This is a genomic window from Mycobacterium kyogaense (assembly GCF_036946525.1).
GTDB classification, from domain to species: Bacteria; Actinomycetota; Actinomycetes; order Mycobacteriales; family Mycobacteriaceae; genus Mycobacterium; species Mycobacterium kyogaense_A.
The window spans coordinates 38,818-54,492 of record NZ_JAQIIY010000032.1 but is presented as its reverse complement, the minus strand read 5'-3'; the positions used below and the strand labels follow the sequence as shown (position 1 = coordinate 54,492).

General features: G+C 69.4%; 16 protein-coding genes. 3 read left to right on the top strand and 13 right to left on the bottom strand.

Annotated features, from left to right (window positions below; genetic code table 11):
• Window positions 1-2: 2 nt before the first annotated feature.
• Window positions 3-1,130 carry a glycosyltransferase family 4 protein gene (locus PGN37_RS23895; RefSeq protein WP_335333468.1) on the bottom strand — a complete coding sequence of 376 codons (1,128 nt, stop codon included), beginning with the start codon at window positions 1,128-1,130 and terminating at the stop codon, window positions 3-5.
• A gap of 91 nt (window positions 1,131-1,221) precedes the next feature.
• Between PGN37_RS23895 and PGN37_RS23890 the strand changes: the two genes are divergently transcribed.
• On the top strand, window positions 1,222-1,908 hold the full coding sequence (locus PGN37_RS23890) for a DsbA family protein (RefSeq protein ID WP_335333467.1): 687 nt from the start codon (window positions 1,222-1,224) through the stop codon (window positions 1,906-1,908).
• Here PGN37_RS23890 and PGN37_RS23885 read toward each other — a convergent pair.
• From PGN37_RS23885 to PGN37_RS23860, 6 genes are all read right to left on the bottom strand, one after another.
• Window positions 1,890-2,435 (bottom strand): DUF3592 domain-containing protein, encoded by a 546-nt coding sequence (locus PGN37_RS23885; protein ID WP_335333466.1) that lies wholly within the window; start codon window positions 2,433-2,435, stop codon window positions 1,890-1,892. The genes PGN37_RS23890 and PGN37_RS23885 overlap by 19 nt on opposite strands.
• Window positions 2,432-4,072, bottom strand: coding sequence for a 2-succinyl-5-enolpyruvyl-6-hydroxy-3-cyclohexene-1-carboxylic-acid synthase (menD, locus tag PGN37_RS23880; protein WP_335333465.1), 1,641 nt, complete (start codon window positions 4,070-4,072; stop codon window positions 2,432-2,434). The genes PGN37_RS23885 and menD overlap by 4 nt, the downstream gene beginning before the upstream one ends.
• 2 nt (window positions 4,073-4,074) lie before the next feature.
• On the bottom strand, window positions 4,075-4,857 hold the full coding sequence (locus PGN37_RS23875) for an alpha/beta fold hydrolase (RefSeq protein ID WP_335333464.1): 783 nt from the start codon (window positions 4,855-4,857) through the stop codon (window positions 4,075-4,077).
• Between the two features lie 88 nt (window positions 4,858-4,945).
• Window positions 4,946-5,662 (bottom strand): DJ-1/PfpI family protein, encoded by a 717-nt coding sequence (locus tag PGN37_RS23870; protein ID WP_335333463.1) that lies wholly within the window; start codon window positions 5,660-5,662, stop codon window positions 4,946-4,948.
• 14 nt (window positions 5,663-5,676) lie between these two features.
• Window positions 5,677-6,639: a GlxA family transcriptional regulator gene (locus tag PGN37_RS23865; protein ID WP_335333462.1), complete on the bottom strand. Its 963-nt coding sequence runs from the start codon at window positions 6,637-6,639 to the stop codon at window positions 5,677-5,679.
• 55 nt (window positions 6,640-6,694) lie between these two features.
• Window positions 6,695-7,648, bottom strand: a complete 954-nt coding sequence (locus PGN37_RS23860) for an o-succinylbenzoate synthase (protein ID WP_335333461.1) — start codon at window positions 7,646-7,648, stop codon at window positions 6,695-6,697.
• A gap of 76 nt (window positions 7,649-7,724) precedes the next feature.
• On the opposite strand from PGN37_RS23860, the gene PGN37_RS23855 reads away from it, so the two are divergent.
• A complete protein-coding gene (locus PGN37_RS23855; RefSeq protein ID WP_335333460.1) occupies window positions 7,725-8,351 on the top strand; it encodes an SOUL family heme-binding protein in 627 nt (208 codons plus the stop codon).
• Between the two features lie 8 nt (window positions 8,352-8,359).
• On the opposite strand, the gene PGN37_RS23850 is transcribed toward PGN37_RS23855, so the two are convergent.
• Both PGN37_RS23850 and PGN37_RS23845 read right to left on the bottom strand, forming a co-directional pair.
• Window positions 8,360-9,922 (bottom strand): long-chain-fatty-acid--CoA ligase, encoded by a 1,563-nt coding sequence (locus PGN37_RS23850; RefSeq protein WP_335333459.1) that lies wholly within the window; start codon window positions 9,920-9,922, stop codon window positions 8,360-8,362.
• 109 nt (window positions 9,923-10,031) lie between these two features.
• The gene (locus PGN37_RS23845; protein ID WP_335333458.1) at window positions 10,032-10,784 is read right to left on the bottom strand and encodes a CAP domain-containing protein; all 753 of its coding nucleotides are present in this window, start codon (window positions 10,782-10,784) and stop codon (window positions 10,032-10,034) included.
• Window positions 10,785-10,967: 183 nt separating this feature from the next.
• Between PGN37_RS23845 and fadD8 the strand changes: the two genes are divergently transcribed.
• Window positions 10,968-12,566: a fatty-acid--CoA ligase FadD8 gene (gene fadD8, locus PGN37_RS23840; RefSeq protein ID WP_335333457.1), complete on the top strand. Its 1,599-nt coding sequence runs from the start codon at window positions 10,968-10,970 to the stop codon at window positions 12,564-12,566.
• A 65-nt stretch (window positions 12,567-12,631) separates the two neighbouring features.
• Here fadD8 and PGN37_RS23835 read toward each other — a convergent pair whose 3' ends face one another.
• From PGN37_RS23835 to PGN37_RS23820, 4 genes are read right to left on the bottom strand one after another with little or no spacing between them, the layout of a single operon-like run.
• Complete coding sequence (locus PGN37_RS23835; protein WP_335333456.1) at window positions 12,632-13,255, bottom strand: SAM-dependent methyltransferase; 624 nt, start codon at window positions 13,253-13,255, stop codon at window positions 12,632-12,634.
• On the bottom strand, window positions 13,252-14,019 hold the full coding sequence (locus PGN37_RS23830) for a PIG-L deacetylase family protein (protein WP_335333455.1): 768 nt from the start codon (window positions 14,017-14,019) through the stop codon (window positions 13,252-13,254). Before PGN37_RS23830 ends, PGN37_RS23835 begins: the two co-directional genes overlap by 4 nt.
• Entirely contained in the window at window positions 14,016-14,957 is a 942-nt protein-coding gene (locus PGN37_RS23825) for an acyl-CoA dehydrogenase family protein (RefSeq protein ID WP_335333454.1), read from the bottom strand. Before PGN37_RS23825 ends, PGN37_RS23830 begins: the two co-directional genes overlap by 4 nt.
• A complete protein-coding gene (locus tag PGN37_RS23820; RefSeq protein ID WP_335333453.1) occupies window positions 14,954-15,655 on the bottom strand; it encodes a glycosyltransferase in 702 nt (233 codons plus the stop codon). The genes PGN37_RS23825 and PGN37_RS23820 overlap by 4 nt, the downstream gene beginning before the upstream one ends.
• Between the last annotated feature and the right edge of the window lie 20 nt (window positions 15,656-15,675).

Sequence of the window (15,675 nt, the reverse complement as noted above, 5' to 3'; positions counted from 1 at the left end):
ACTCAGGCGGCGCGCACACCCCGGCGACCGGCCACCTCGTGGTAGTGACCGAGCAGCTCGTCGCAGATCACGGGCCAGGTGCGACCCAACACACTGCGCCGCGCCGCCACCGCGTAGCGCCGCCGCTCCGCGACCAGATGGTCGACCGACTCCGAGAGCCGGTCGGTGAACTCGACCACCGGCAGCAACAGGCCGGTGCGGTACGGGGCCACCAGGTCGCGCGGGCCGCCCGCGTCAGGGGCGATCACCGGTACCCCCGAGGCCATCGCCTCCTGGACCGCCTGGCAGAACGTCTCGTGTTCGCCGGGATGGACGAACACGTCCATGCTGGCGTATGCCGTGGCGAGCTCGGGGCCGTACAGCGCGCCGGTGAACACCGCCCGCGGTAGCCGCTGCTCGAGCTTCGCCCGGTCCACACCGTCGCCGACGACGACGACCTGGATGTCGTCGCGCTCTGCCAGCGGGGCGAGCCGCTCCACGTGCTTCTCCGGGGCCAACCGGCCGACGAAACCGACCACGGGCTTACCCTCGGGCGACCACGTCCGATGCAGCTGCTCGTCACGCGCCGACGGCGCGAAGCCGGTGACGTCGACTCCGCGCGCCCACCGCTGCACTCGCGGAATGCCATGCGCGACAAGATCTTCCATCGCCGCCGTCGACGGTGCGAGCGTGCGGTCGGCCTTGCTGTGCAACCGGCGGGTCCACGCCCACGCCGCGTGCGACATCACGCCGACGCCGTAACTCTGCGCGAAGCCGGCCACGTCGGTCTGGAACACCGCGACCGTGGGGACGCCCAGATGACGGGCAGCGTGGACGCCGCCCCAGCCCAGTAGCGCCGGCGACGCCAGGTGCACCACGTCGGGATCGAACCCGCGCAGCACGCCCACCATCCTCGGTCGCGGTACGCCCAGAGGCAGCGAGGTGACCTTCGGAAACATCATGGACGGCACGCGGTGGATGCGGGTGCCGTCATGGACCCTGTCGGCGGCGGGCTGGCCCCGCGGGGTGTCGGGGGCGATGACCAGGACCTCGTGGCCGGTGCGACGGAGATGCTCCATCACCCGGAGCACCGAGTTGGTGACACCGTTGACATTCGGGAGGAACGACTCTGCGACGATTGCGACGCGCACGCCACGACGGTGACATCACGACCTGTCGCGCAGGTTGCGGGCAGGGATATGTCGCGCGAATTGCCCGTGGTGCGGCGTTATTCTTCCCGACATGCGGACAACGCGGACGGTGCGCCTCGTGATCGTGCTCGGGCTGCTGCTCGGCACCGTCGGCTGCGCGAAAGAAGTCACCGGTTCCGCCCGGCCCGATCCCGTCACCGCACCGTTGGCGCTGTCGGCCGACGGGTACGGAATCGTCGCCGGATTCGACGACGCACCCGCTCAGATCGAGATCTTCACCGAGCCACAGTGCACCCACTGCCACGACCTCCAGGCGCAGTTCGGGGATCAGATCGCGTACTACCTGGCGGTCGGCGGAGTGCAGGTGACCTATCGCCCGCTGACGTTCCTCGACGAGGAGGGGCAGGGCTATTCGGCGGCAGTGGTCAACGCGATGTTCGCGGCCGCCGAACCCGCAGGTGACTCGACGACCTCAGGTGTGCAGTTCCAGCGCTTCGTCGAAGAGCTGTGGGCACAACAGGATCCGGGCGGGCCGGCCTTCACCGGCGACGAATTGCGCACCATCGCGCGGAGTTCGGGGCTCCCCGAACCCGTGGCCGACGCAGTCTCGAAGGCCCGGGAGGTGGTCGACATCGATGCCGCGGAGGAGAACAACTTCGAATTGCTCTACACCGCAGAACCGGTCAACACCGGCACCCCGACCGTGGTCGACCTGGCCTCCGGCGAGAAGGTCGACATCTCCGACGCCGCCTGGCTGGATCAGCTCGTCGCGCCCTGAGGTTCCGCCGGTGCATCCTGGGTTTCCGGCCCATCGATGCGGCGCTGCACCAGCGCGGTCACACCCAACGCGGCACCGGCGACCAGCCATCCCAGGACCGCAATGGAGCCCGCCGGGACGATCGCCAGCGATGCGTCGCGATCCTGCACCCGCACCAGATCCGGGTTGTTGGTGTCGTATTCGACGTAGATCCGCATGCCGTTCTCGAGCTCCGACGGATACAGCACACCCAGTTCCGGCCGGTAGGTCACCCTGTCGGGCGTGACGAACTCGATCGTGGACCGCCGCGGACCCGCATCGAGGACCGTGGCTTCGGCCACCCCCATGTGCCGCTCGATCTGACGGTCGTTACGCCACGCGCCCACCATCAGGAGCACCGACTGCAGCGTCACCAGGCACGCCACCACGACGATGCCGATCCGAATCCGCCGCAGCACGCGGCCCCGACGCGTCTCTCCCGGTTCGCCGTAGAGGTGGGGAATGATGAACTGCCACAACGCCCTCAGGCGCGCGAGCAGTGCCGTCACAGGGCAGCCTTGATCGACGCGTGCAGCGCCCGCAGCGACGACCGATCGGCCTTGACCTCCAGCACCCGCATCCCGTCGTGCGGCTCGTCGAGAGCCGACGCCAGTTCGCCGGCCTCGATCTGCCGGTTCTCGACGTGGTAGGCGCGACACAGCGCGCCGACATCGACGTCGTGCGGGGTACCGAAGATGCGCGAGGACACGTCGGCGAACCGCGGATCGCCCTGCTCGAGCAGCTCGAAGATGCCGCCGCCGTTGTCATTCGAGACCACGATCGTCAGCGCGCTCGGTAGCGGCTCCGTCGGCCCGACGAGCAGACCCGAGCTGTCGTGCACGAACGTGAGATCACCGATCAGAGCGACGGTGCGGCCCCCGGTGGCACGTTCGTGGGCCAGGGCCGCGCCGATGGCCGTGGACACCGTGCCGTCGATCCCGGCGACGCCGCGGTTGGAGCGGACCCTGACGTCGGGGGTGTTGAAGCCGACCAATGCGATGTCGCGCACCGGATTCGACGCACCGAGCACCAACTGGTCGCCAGGGCGCACCGCGTCGGCGACGGCGTGGGCGACATGGAGCCCGGTGGTCAACGGGTGAGCGGCGAGCTGGCCGCGCACCGCTTCGCATGCCTGCCGGTGCGCCTGCGTGCACCGGTCGAGCCAGTCGGAGTTCGGCACACCGGAAGTGACCGCCCGGGTACCTGTCGCCTGGGAGTTGCCCGACACGTCCGGCCACCGCGGCCCGGTGGTCAACGCGTACACCGGAATCGACGGGTCGGCCAGCAGTGTCGACACCGGACGATGCAGGGTCGGACGGCCGAGCATGATCACCTGCTGAGGGCGAATCAGGTTGAGCGCCAACGGATGCAGAGGAGTGGCTGCATAGGGTGCGGTCGGCTCGGCGACCGTCGGCAGGTGCGCCAGGTTGGGGTGCACACCGGCGCCGTGGCCGGCGATGACGACGGTGTCGGGGGTGAGGTCGATCTCCAGCGGCTGATCGAACGTGACCGGCGGCGTGATCGTCCACGGCCGGCCATCCGGGCGGCCCTGCGGGGCGTAGGGCTCGCCCGGTTCGTCCACGGGCGGCACCAGCGGCTCACGCAGCGGGATGTCGAACTGCACCGGCCCCGCGTTGGCCGACCGCGCACCCGTCGCCGCGACCAGCACACGGCACGTCGCCGAGCGCCACTGCGCGTTCAACGACGCCATCTTCTCCGGGACGTCCTCGGCCAGGCCGAGGCTGATGTTGGCCCGCATCTGGGTGCCGAAGTAGCCGAGTTGTTCGAAGGTCTGATTGGCGCCGGTGCCGAGCAGCTCGTAGGGCCGGTTCGCGCTCAACACGATCAGCGGGACGCGGGCGTAGTTGGCTTCCACGACGGCCGGCCCCAGGTTGGCCACCGCGGTGCCCGAGGTCATCGCCACGCACACCGGGGCACCCTGCGCGACCGCGAGGCCGATGGCCAGGAAGCCGGCGGTGCGCTCGTCGATCCGGACGTGCAGGCGCAGCCGGCCCGCCCGGTCGGCGTCGTGCAGGGCGAACGCGAGTGGCGCGTTGCGCGAGCCCGGGCACAGGACGACGTCGCGGACGCCGCCGCGGACCAACTCGTCGACGACCACCCGAGCCTGCGCGGTCGAGGGGTTCACCACTACAGGGTATCGGCGAAGAAATTGAGGATCGCGGTGTTGACGACCTGCGGCTTCTCGATGAAGCCGAGATGCCCGGTGCCCGGGATCTCCAGGAACGTCGCGTTCGGCATCGCGTTGGCTACCTCACGGCCGAGGTAGGCGGGCAGCACGACGTCGTCGGCGAACCCGATCACCAACGCGGGCGTCTGCACGTTCTGGTAGGCGGCCAGCCGGCTGCTCTGCGGTGCGATCGACAGCTGCGTGCGCATGCCCGGGGTCGGCTTCTGCGGCCACATGGTGAACATGTCGATCCAGTCGCGCACCGCGTTGTCATCGTTCAGCGTCTTAGGCGAAAAGCTCTCCAGGAGGCGCACTTTCGCCTCGAATTCGACGGGGAGATCGATTCCCGAATCAGCCAGTGCCTGCTCACCGCGCCAGAAGAAGTCACGGGCGCGGTCGTGGCGGCCGCGGGTGGCCATCAGCACCGCCGAGCGCACCAACTCGGGGCGCGCGACCATCAGCTCCTGGGCGATGTAGGAGCCCATCGACAGCGCCACGATGCGTACCGGGGCCAGGTTCAGCTTCTCGATGATGTCGACGACATCGCCGACCATGGTCTCGGTGGTGAACCCGTCGGCGTTCTCCGTGGCACCGACGCCGCGGTTGTCGAATGTCACACATCGGTAGCCTGCGCGGGCGAACACCGGCACCTGATGTAGATGCCAGGTGCGACCGGCGCCCCCGCGACCGGCGATGAAGAGCACCGGATCGCCGGTACCGCGTTCGTCGTAGGCCAAATTCATCCCGACGACGCTACTGGACCCGCGTCGTCGAGACTGCGGCCAGTGCGTCGATCCAGCCCGGATCCGCGCACTGTGCGCAGTCTCGGCGTCAGCGGCGCGCGCGCCGGATTCGGGCGAGCGCGGCGTCCCACATCAGGCCGCCGGCCGCCGCGAGTGAGGCGGGTGTGGCCAGGTCGCGGGTCATCAGCGCGGTCGCGGCAGCCTTGGTCGACGCGGACGCCTTCGACATGTGCCCCGAGTCGAACGGCGGCTGCGGGTCGTACTCCATCGACAGCTGGATCGCCTTGGCCTTGGCCTCCCCGCCGATGCGGCCGGTCAGCCACAACCCCAGGTCGATGCCCGCCGAGACGCCGGCGCACGTGACGATGCGCTCGTCGGCGGCCACGATCCGCTCGTCACCGACCGGCGTCACTCCGAACGTGCGCAGCACCGGCAGCGCCGCCCAGTGCGACGTCGCCCGCTTACCCGTCAGCAGGCCCGCGGCAGCGAGGATCACCGACCCGGAGCACACCGATGCCGTCCACGTCGACGTCTCGTGTGCACGCCGCACCCAGTCGAGCACTCGCTTGTCGCGTGCGTGCTCGAGCGTGGTCATGCCGCCGGGGATCAGCACGATGTCCGGCGATGGGGTCTCGTCGAAGCTATGGGTGGCCCCGACGAGCAGCACCTCCGAATCTGCGGCGATGGGTCCGGGCTCGTGCCACACGAAGCGGACCTCGGTGTCGGGAAGCCACCGCAGGCATTCGTAGGGTCCGATGAAGTCCAGCGCGGTGAATCCGGGATAGAGCACGATCGCGACCTGCATGGTCGGATCTCCTTTCAGGCGAATGTCTTTCGATAGTGATCAGGGGCTACGCCCAGACGGCGGACGAAGTTGCGGCGCAGTGTCTCGGCCGACCCGAATCCGCAACGCGCCGCGATCACGGTGACGGGGTCGTCGGTTTCCTCCAGCTGGCGGCGGGCGGCCTCGACGCGGATGCGCTCGACGTACGCGCCCGGCGCCTCACCGACCTCCTCGGTGAACACCCGGGTGAAGTGCCGAGGGCTCATCGCGGCCCGGCGGGCCATGTCGGCGATGCTGTGGGCTCCGCCGGGTGCGGCTTCGATGGCTTCCTGCACGTCCCGGATCGGGGTGCGGCGGGCGCGAGGCATCCACACCGGCGCCGCGAACTGCGTCTGCCCGCCGGGCCGGCGCAGGTACATCACCAGGTGGCGGGCCACCGTCTGCGCGGCGTCGGTGCCGAGGTCGTCTTCCACCAGCGCCAACGCGAGGTCGATGCCCGCGGTGACACCCGCCGCCGTCCACACCCGGTCCGAGCTGCGGACGAAGATCGGGTCCGGGTCGACGGTGATGCCGGGGAATTCCGACGCCAGCTGCGGCGCGAACGCCCAGTGCGTGGTGGCCACACATCCGTCGAGCAGGCCGGCCTGCGCGGCCAGCACCGCGCCGCTACAGACGCTGACGACGCGGCGGGCGTGCGGGGCGACGGCGACGATCCAGTCGACGAGGTCGGCTTTCTTGCGGGCGGCCTCGGTGCCGATGCCGCCGGGCAGCACGACCGTGTCGACGGGTCCGGTGGGCTCGGGGAGCGATTCGGCGACGAGCGTGAGGCCGGTGCCGGTGCTGACCGGTTCGCCGCGTACGGACACGACGCGGACGTCGTATCCGTCGGTACCGACGCTGCGGGCGTAGAGCGAAGCACCCGTGAACACGTCGAACGGGCCGATCATGTCGAGCGCCTGCACGCCCTCGAAGCCGAGGATGAGGACCTGCCGCGCCATGGTCCTCAGTCTCGGGGACGGGAGCTCATGGCGTCCAGGCCATGCATCCCACAGATCAGGACAGGAGCGGCCAGCACTCCCGGATGCGGTCGATCCACCACTGTCGGCGCTGGGCGTCGGCTGCCAGGGCGCTCACCCGCGCCGGATCCGGGATGACCGGCCCGGCGGTCAGGAATCCGTCGACCGGCGGAGCGTGCTCGGCGACGTCCTCGACGAACAGGCTGCCGGTCCCCAAGCCGCAGGCGTGCCGCAGTTCGGGCAGACAGCCCGCGGCGACCAGACCGGCTCCGATACCGACCGCGGAATCCAGCGCACTGGACACCACGATCGGGATGTCGATCTGCGCGGCGATCGCGAGCATGGCCCGCACCCCGCCCAGCGGCGCGACCTTGAGCACCGCGACATCGGCCGCCCCGGAGCGCACCACGTGCAGCGGGTCGTCGGCCTTGCGGATGCTCTCGTCGGCGGCGACCGGAACGTCGACGCGGCGGCGCACCTCGGCCAGCTCGCTGACCGTCGCGCACGGCTGCTCGAGGTACTCCAGCGGTCCGTCGGCCGTCAATGCCGCGGCAGCGGCGACGGCCTCCTCCACGCTCCAGCCGCCGTTCGCGTCGACCCGCACGGTGGGCACGAGCGCACGGACCGCGTTCACCCGCGCGACGTCTTCGGCCAGCGACTGGCCGGGCTCGGCGACCTTCACCTTCGCGGTGCGGGCGCCGGGAAACCGGGCCAGCACCTCGGGGACCTGCGGGGCGGGCACAGCAGGCACGGTCGCGTTGATCGGGATGCGGTCCCGTCGCGTCGGCGGCAGGGGTTGGTAGGCGGCCTCGAGCGCGGCGCCCAGCCAAAGCGCGGCCTCCGCGGGGCCGTACTCGACGAATGCGCCGAACTCACCCCAGCCGGCGGGGCCGTCGATCAGTGCCACCTCCCGCGTCGTGATGCCGCGGAACCGCACACGCATCGGCAGGGACACGACATGCACGCGGTCGAGGAGGTCGGCGAGGTCCATCGCCGCCACCTTAGAACCCATCTGCCCGCGGGGCGGCGGCGAATAGTTGGATGAGTTTTCGGGAAGGAAAGGTGGCGTGAATCCGATTCTGAAGTTCGCCAGCCAGCTGGGCGAGTCAGCGCTGTCCATCGTCGGCGTGCGGACCGTCGAGGAACCCCACTACATCAAGCGCCCGCTGACCGATCGCGTGGAGATCCGCCAGTACGGCTCACGGATCGCCGCCGAGACGACGGTGACCGGTGAGAAGCAGAAGGCGCTCAACACCGGCTTCCGTCGGCTGGCCGGCTACATCTTCGGCGGCAACCACCGCGACACCGAGATCGCGATGACCGCGCCGGTGAGCCAGGCCCCCGGAAAAACGGACCCAGAGGAGATCGCGATGACCGCGCCGGTCTCGCAGACCGGGAACGCCGACGACGGGTGGACTGTCCGGTTCTTCATGCCGTCGAAATGGTCTCTGGAGACCCTCCCGGAACCCGACGACGAGAACGTCCGGCTGGTGACGGTGCCGCCCGCGACGGTCGCAGTGCTGACGTTCACCGGCGACCGGAGCGCCGCAGCCATCGCCGCCCGCAGCGAGGAGCTGCGAACGACGCTGCGGGACAACGGCATCGAACCGACCGGCGAGACAACCGGATGGTTCTACGATCCGCCGTGGACGCTGCCGTTCCGGCGGCGCAACGAGGTCGTCGTCTCGATCTAGACCAGCGACTAGACCGTCGCGCGGTCCCTGCCGTCCCAATGCGGCTTGCGCAGTTCCTTTTTCAGGACCTTGCCGGTGGGATTGCGGGGTAGCTCGTCGGTGATGTCGATGGTCTTAGGGCACTTGTAGGCGGCCAGCCGCTCGCGGGCGAACGCGATCAGGTCCTTCTCGGACACCTCTTGCTCGACCACGACGACCGCCTTGACCACCTCGCCCCACTTCTCGTCGGGCACACCGATGACCGCGACCTCGACCACGGCGTCGTGTTCGGCGAGCACGCGTTCCACCTCGATGGAGTAGATGTTCTCGCCGCCGGAGATGATCATGTCCTTGAGCCGGTCCTCGACGAAGATGAACCCGCCGTCGTCGACGCGACCGATGTCTCCGGTACGGAACCAGCCGTCCTCGGTGATCGCCTCGGCGGTGGCCTCGGGCTTGTTGTGGTAACCTCTCATCAATTGCGGTGAGCGGAACCACAATTCGCCCTGCTCTCCGGCTGGCACCTCGTCGAGGGTGTCGGGATCGACCACGCGCACCTCGGCGTTGGGCACCAGAGTCCCTGCGCTGGAGAGCCGTTCCTCCTTGCCGGGATCGCGGTGCGCCTCCGGCAGCAGGTGACTGATCACCCCGCACAGCTCGGTCAGGCCGTAAGCCTGGATGAAATCCGTTTCAGGCCAGGCCTCGAGCGCGCGCCGCAGCAACGGCAGCGGCATCGGCGAGGCTCCGTAGCCGTAGGTCTTGAGCGACGCGAACAGTTTCACCGCGTCCTCACCGGAGTCGAGCACCTTGGCCAGCACCGCGGGGACGAGGAAGGTGCGGTTGGCGCCCTTGAAGATCGCACCGGCCAGGGACGCGCCGTCGACCTCGCGGGTCATCACGCTGGGGAAGCCGTCGTGAATCGCGAACTGCGCGTACGACGAGCCGCCGACGTGGAACAGCGGCATCGACACCATGTTCTTGTCGCCCTCGTCGAACTCGAACCCCTCGTGGGCGTTGACGGTGTGGGCGATGATGTTGGCTTGGGTCAGCTCGACACCTTTGGGTCGGCCCGTGGTGCCCGAGGAGTACATGATGATCGCGACGTCGTCGGGGTCGACATCGTCGGATCGCTGCACCGGCGTCGACGCCTCCAGGACCTTCTCGTATTCGTCGTCACCCTCGGGCGTCACCGCGATGACGTGCTCGATGCTGGTGAGCTTGTCGCGGATCTTGTCGATCGAGCCCATGAACTCCTTGCCTGCGATGAGCACCTTGGCATCGGAGTCGTTGAGCACGTAGTCGAGTTCGTCGGCGGCGAGGCGGAAGTTGATGATCGCGGTGGCCGCGCCCAGCGAGGCGGCGGCGATGGTCAGCTCGATGCAGGCGGGATGGTTCTTGTCGAGGAACGCGACCACGTCCCCGCGGGTGACGCCGCGTTCGGTGAGCGCACCGGCGAGGCGGCGGATGCGGTCGTCCCACTGTGCCCACGTCCAGTTGCGATCGAGGAAGTCCATCGCTTCGGCGTCGGGTTGGGTGGCGGCCCAGTGGGCGGCGCGTTCGTCGAGGAAGCGGGGTTCGGGCAGATCAGCCATGGTCAGCAGCGTGCCATGCGGGCGCACGTCGGTGCCATCGTTTCGGAGGATCCGAGGCCCGCCGGCGTCGCGTGCTGATCGGCCTGCGACGCCGACGGGCCGGCGGGGTCTAGACGTCCTGCTCGACGTGTCCGAATTCGATGTTCTTGCCGTTGAAGTCGCCCTTGCAGGACACGACGACGTGGTAGGTGGACAGCGGTGGCGGAGCCAGCACCGTGAAGCTGGTGCTGCCGTTGGGGCCGAGCGAGAACGTCTTGTTGACCCCCGGCAGGACCGGATTGCTCGCGACATAGGTGCAGGTGCCCGCGAGCGCCGACGAGTTGGTCACGTTCACCGTCCAGGTGGGGATGCCGCGATCGAACGAGAGGCGCACTGCGTCGGTGGGCGCCACCGGTTCCGGCTTGGGCGTATCGGGAACCACCACAGGCGGCGGTACGTCCACCTTCGGGGGCGCCTCCACGGGCTTGTTGGGTGCGCCCAGCACGATCGTCACCACGTCGACCTCCCGATCCTCGTGACGGATGAAGCCCACACCGAACTCGGTGAAGTCGCAGTTGGTGATCACGCCGCCGGCGCCGCGCGAGTACGCACTCGTCGTCGCCGCGGCCTGCGGGTCCCCCGACCCCAGGAAGGCCAGCGTTCGCCCGTTGTAGCCGGCCGGCTGCCCGTCGACCGGGTTCTCGGAGCGTGCATAGGTCTGGGCGGCGCCTTCCAGCACTCCCCTGTCGTACTTCAGCGCAGGGCAGCGCGCCGGACGATCCTTGTTGACGGTGTTGATGATCGCGTCCAGCGGATCGGCATGAGCCGCCGGAGCCAACGCCAGCGAGCCGAACGCGCTCGCCAGTGCCAGTGTGATTGCCATTCGTGTAGTCATCGACGTGGTCCCCTCAGTGTGGGCCGGCACGGTGCCGGCCTTCGCTGACGAAGTGTTTCGCCGAGTCGAGGCACAATCGCGCGTAGTTCACTACCCGACCCGGCGGCGGGGACAGATGGGCGGTGCGAGTATGGCTTGGTTCGAATTGGAACACGTTCTAGTCTGTAGGCCATGACCGATCTGCTGCGGCACCCCGTGCACTCCGGACACCTGACCGTCGGCGCCCTGAAGCGACACCGCGACCGCCCCGTGCTGTTCCTCGGCGACACCACACTCACCGGCGGTGAGCTGGCCGATCGCATCAGCCAGTACATCCAGGCGTTCGAGGCGCTGGGCGCCGGCACCGGTGCCGCGGTCGGGCTGCTTTCCCTCAACCGGCCCGAGGTCCTGATGATCATCGGCGCCGGCCAGACCCAGGGCTACCGGCGTACGGCACTACACCCTCTCGGCTCGCTCGACGATCACGCCTACGTACTCTCCGACGCCGAGGTGACGTCGCTGATCATCGATCCGAACCCGATGTTCGTCGAACGGGCGCTGGGGCTGCTGGACAAGGTGCCCTCGCTCAAGCAGATCCTGACCATCGGCCCCGTGCCGTCCGAGCTGGCCGACGTCGCGGTGGATCTGACCGCCGAGGCCGCCAAGTACCCGGCGAAGCCCCTGGTCGCTGCGGACCTGCCGCCCGACCACATCGGCGGACTGACCTACACCGGCGGCACGACGGGCAAGCCCAAAGGCGTGATGGGGACGACGCAGTCGATCACCACGATGACGACCGTGCAGCTGGCCGAATGGGAGTGGCCGGAGAACCCGCGCTTCCTGATGTGCACGCCGCTGTCGCACGCCGGCGCCGCGTTCTTCACCCCGGTCGTCGTCAAGGGCGGCGAATTGATTGTGCTGACGAAGTTCGACCCGGCCGAGGTGCTGCGCATCATCGAGGAGCAGAAGATCACCGCGACCATGCTGGTGCCGTCGATGATCTACGCGTTGATGGACCACCCGGATTCGCACACGCGTGACCTGTCCTCGCTGGAGACGGTGTATTACGGTGCGTCGGCGATGAATCCGGTGCGGCTGGCAGAAGCGATCCGGCGGTTCGGGCCGATCTTCGCGCAGTACTACGGGCAGTCCGAAGCGCCGATGGTGATCACCTATCTGTCGAAGAAGGACCACGACGAGAAGCGGCTGACCTCGTGTGGGCGGCCGACGCTGTTCGCCCGCGTGGCGCTGCTCGGCGACGACGGGAAGCCGGTGCCGCAGGGTGAAGTCGGCGAGATCTGCGTGTCCGGCCCGCTGCTCTCGGGCGGGTACTGGAAGCTGCCGGACGCGACGGCCGACACCTTCCGCGACGGGTGGATGCACACCGGAGACCTGGCTCGCGAGGACGCCGACGGCTTCTACTACATCGTCGACCGGACGAAGGACATGATCGTCACCGGCGGCTTCAACGTGTTCCCACGCGAAGTGGAAGATGTTGTGGCAGAACACCCGTCGGTGGCTCAGGTCTGTGTGATCGGGACGCCCGACGAGAAGTGGGGCGAGGCGGTGACGGCCGTGGTGGTGCTTCGGCCCGACGCCGCGTCCGATGAGGGCGCCGTGGCGACGATGATCGGCGAGATCCAGTCAGCCGTGAAGGAGCGCAAGGGTTCGGTGCACACACCGAAGCAGGTGGTAGTCGTCGACTCCGTGCCGGTGACGGCGCTGGGCAAGCCGGACAAGAAGGCGGTGCGGGCGCAGTTCTGGGAGGGCGCGGGGCGCTCCGTCGGGTAGGGCGAGCGCACGCAAAATGCCGTAATTGCGCGGCGTGTCGCGTGCAGACCCGCTCGCTCGCCGAACTAGGTGCCCGGGATGTTGGTGCGGGTGGCGACGGAATCGCCACGTCCGGTGTCGAATACGTCGATAGCGACATCGTCGTCGCGGTAACCGCCGAGACGGTGCAGACCGGGAGTCTGCGCGATGATCTCGTTGGCCTGGTCGCCGGTCATCGGATACTCGGCCACGGCGTGGCGCCAATGAGCGGCCACGACCGTCGCGGGGCGTGGGAGCCGCGGTATCTCGCGCTCGAGCACCGCCCGCAGGGTCTCCGGCTGCAGGTAGTAGCACACCTCGGACAGCACCACGAGATCGAAAGGCCCGTTCGGCCATGGCGAGTCGAGCGATGCCCGCCGTAGGTCGGCACGGCCGATCACCCGCGCCGTGGCCAATCGCCGATGCGTGGCATCCAGCGCCGCGACGCTGACATCGATCGCAGTGATCCTGTCGCAGCGGCGCAGCAGCCGCTCGGTGAGCACACCGACCGAACACCCCGGTTCGAAGGCGCGGCGGTAGCGCCGGTACGGCAGCATCGCCATCGTGATCGCGTACTTGCGCTCCTCGTACCACCGCGTGGCCAGCGACCACGGGTCGTTCGCCTCGGCGTACATGCGGTCGAAGAAGGCATCGGGCAGCCGGGCACTCAACAGAACGCCACTTCACCGACCGTCAACAGACGATGCAGAACATCCGGAGGCAACACCGGTTCCCCGCCGGAAATCGGTGCGGTGTACTGACTTTCGAAGCACCGCGCGGCTCGGCGTTTGGTCTCCAACGCCTCGGCGGTGAGCCGCGTCATCCGCGCACGCTGCCACGGCACGGCGTCGTCTCCGGGAAACGACCAGTGCCACATCCACACCGGGTACTCCACCAGCACCGCACCCGTCTGCCCGACTGCGGCCGCCGCAGCCCTGCCGACAGCCTCGTGATCGGGGTGACCATCGCCACGCCAGGGCGCGGCACACCACGTGCCCGCCGGCTTCCCGTCGAGAATCTCGACCAGCAGGTCGGCGAGCCGTTGCTCGTGCTCCCCCACCCGCCCGTCGGGCAGCCCAAGGCTCACCGGGGCGTACATTCCCAATACCGTTGCTGCCCGCCGCAATTCGTCACGACGCGTCTGCTCGAGACCGTACCGCTGCAGCAGGGACAGCTCAGGGTACGCCGCCCCGCCGTCGGTGGCCGAGATGATCTGCGTGCGCACGCCGGCTTGCGCCAGCAATGACGCCGTCGCACCGAAACCGAGGGTCTCGTCGTCGGGATGCGCGCCGACCACCACGAGTTCCGGGCACCGGGTCAGGTCCAGTTCGGGCAACTGCAGGCCGGCGTCGACCCAGACGTGGGTGGGGGTGCCGCCGTCGAGTACGGGCCGCGCGGAGAACCGCGCCCCGTTGCCGACCCGCGCGGCCGTCACGCCGACATCCCCGCGAGCACACCCAGCCGTTCCAGGTCGCGTTCGGCGTGACTCTGCCGCACGTAGACAGACAGGTCGGCCACGCGCCGCGCGTGCTCGACGTCCAGGCACAGCGGCGCAGGTCCCAGCGCGCGGGCGCTGCGACCGATGGACTCCTCCACCGCGGTCTCGGCGATGGCTCGCAGGCGCCGCGCCAGCAGCTCCCCGCGACCGGCATCATCGGCAGGATCGGCGTCCACCGCGGCGGCTGTTGCAGCCAACGCAGCGTCTGCGGCGGCCAGCGCCGCGTCGACCGCGCCCAGGTGCGCCAGCGCATGCGGGTCCGCGGTGCCGGCGGCCGCCCTGCGGTAGAGCGGCTGCGCCACGGCGCGCGCACCGCCCAGCCAGCACGCTGCCACCCCGGCACCGCCCTGCCAGAACCCCGGCCGGCTCAGGTACTCCCCCGGCCGGCCGACCGCCACCGCCGGGGTGTCCTCGAACTGCACGGACCGGGTGTCGGACTCGCCCATGCCCGTCGCCCGCCAGGTGCTCGGCAGCGGCTGCACCCCGGGCGCACCGAGGTCGACGGCGAACAGCCCGCGACCGTCGCCCGGCAGCTGGGCGCTCACCAACGCGTGCGAACACAGCCCGGCACCAGAGCACCACGCCTTCACGCCGTCGAGCCGGACACGGTCACCGTCGAGCGTCGCCGACACCACCGCATCCGGCGGTTCGGCCGCCCACACACCCCACCATTGCCCGGGTCCGGGACGGGGCCCGCCGAGTTCGGCGAGGATCGCGACGGCGTCGGCGTGCGCCTCGGCCAGCCGGCCGGCGGTCACGTCCTCCTCAGCCATGGCGGCCAGCCGTCGCCACCGCACCAACGTCTCCCCTCGACCCGGCAGTGGCAGGTCGAGTTCGCCGGCGGCGAGCCAGCGCTTGACCAGCCCGACGCTCACGAGGCTTCTTTTTCGGACAGGCCTTTGAGATCCGCGGCGAAGCCGTCCGGTGCGCGGCCGTCGATGCGGTCGGACGTCGCCACCGAGAGCTCGCGATCACGGTGCACGAGGAACCGGGCCGCCAGGAACCTCTCCACCAGATCGGCGTCCTCCGCCGTCGCGAGGGCCCGGAAGCCGCCGACCTGCCAGTACGCGGAGGCTCGGAAACCCATGTTCGCGCCGTGCACGTGCGAATGCCCCGGCCCGTCGGCATCGTATTCCCGCTGGAAGTCGAGGGTGGCAGCGTCGGAAAGACTGCGCTGCAACGGGAACCGGACTATCCCGAGCACCATGTCGGCACCCGGGGATGTCATGCGGATCAACCAGTCGGAGCTGACCACGCTGTCGGCGTCCGTCGTCGCGTACCACGTCGTCGGCCCGTCGTCGCAGAGCGTGCGGGCGTATTCGAAGCCGGCGGCGCGAGCGGCACCGACGTTGCCGGCGTCGACCGATACGAGGTGGACGTCGGGACCGAACTGCCCGGCCAACTGCTCACTGCCGTCATCGCAGGCGTCGAGCACGGCGACGATGAGTACCGGGACGGACACGCACAGCGCCGCGGTGATCAACGCCCGGAGGCACTCCGGCAGCCGTTCGATCTCGTTGTGCGCGGGCACCACCACGACGATCTGCTGCAGAGACGTCTCGCGGGTGCACATAGGAGGGTAGTTAGCCGCAA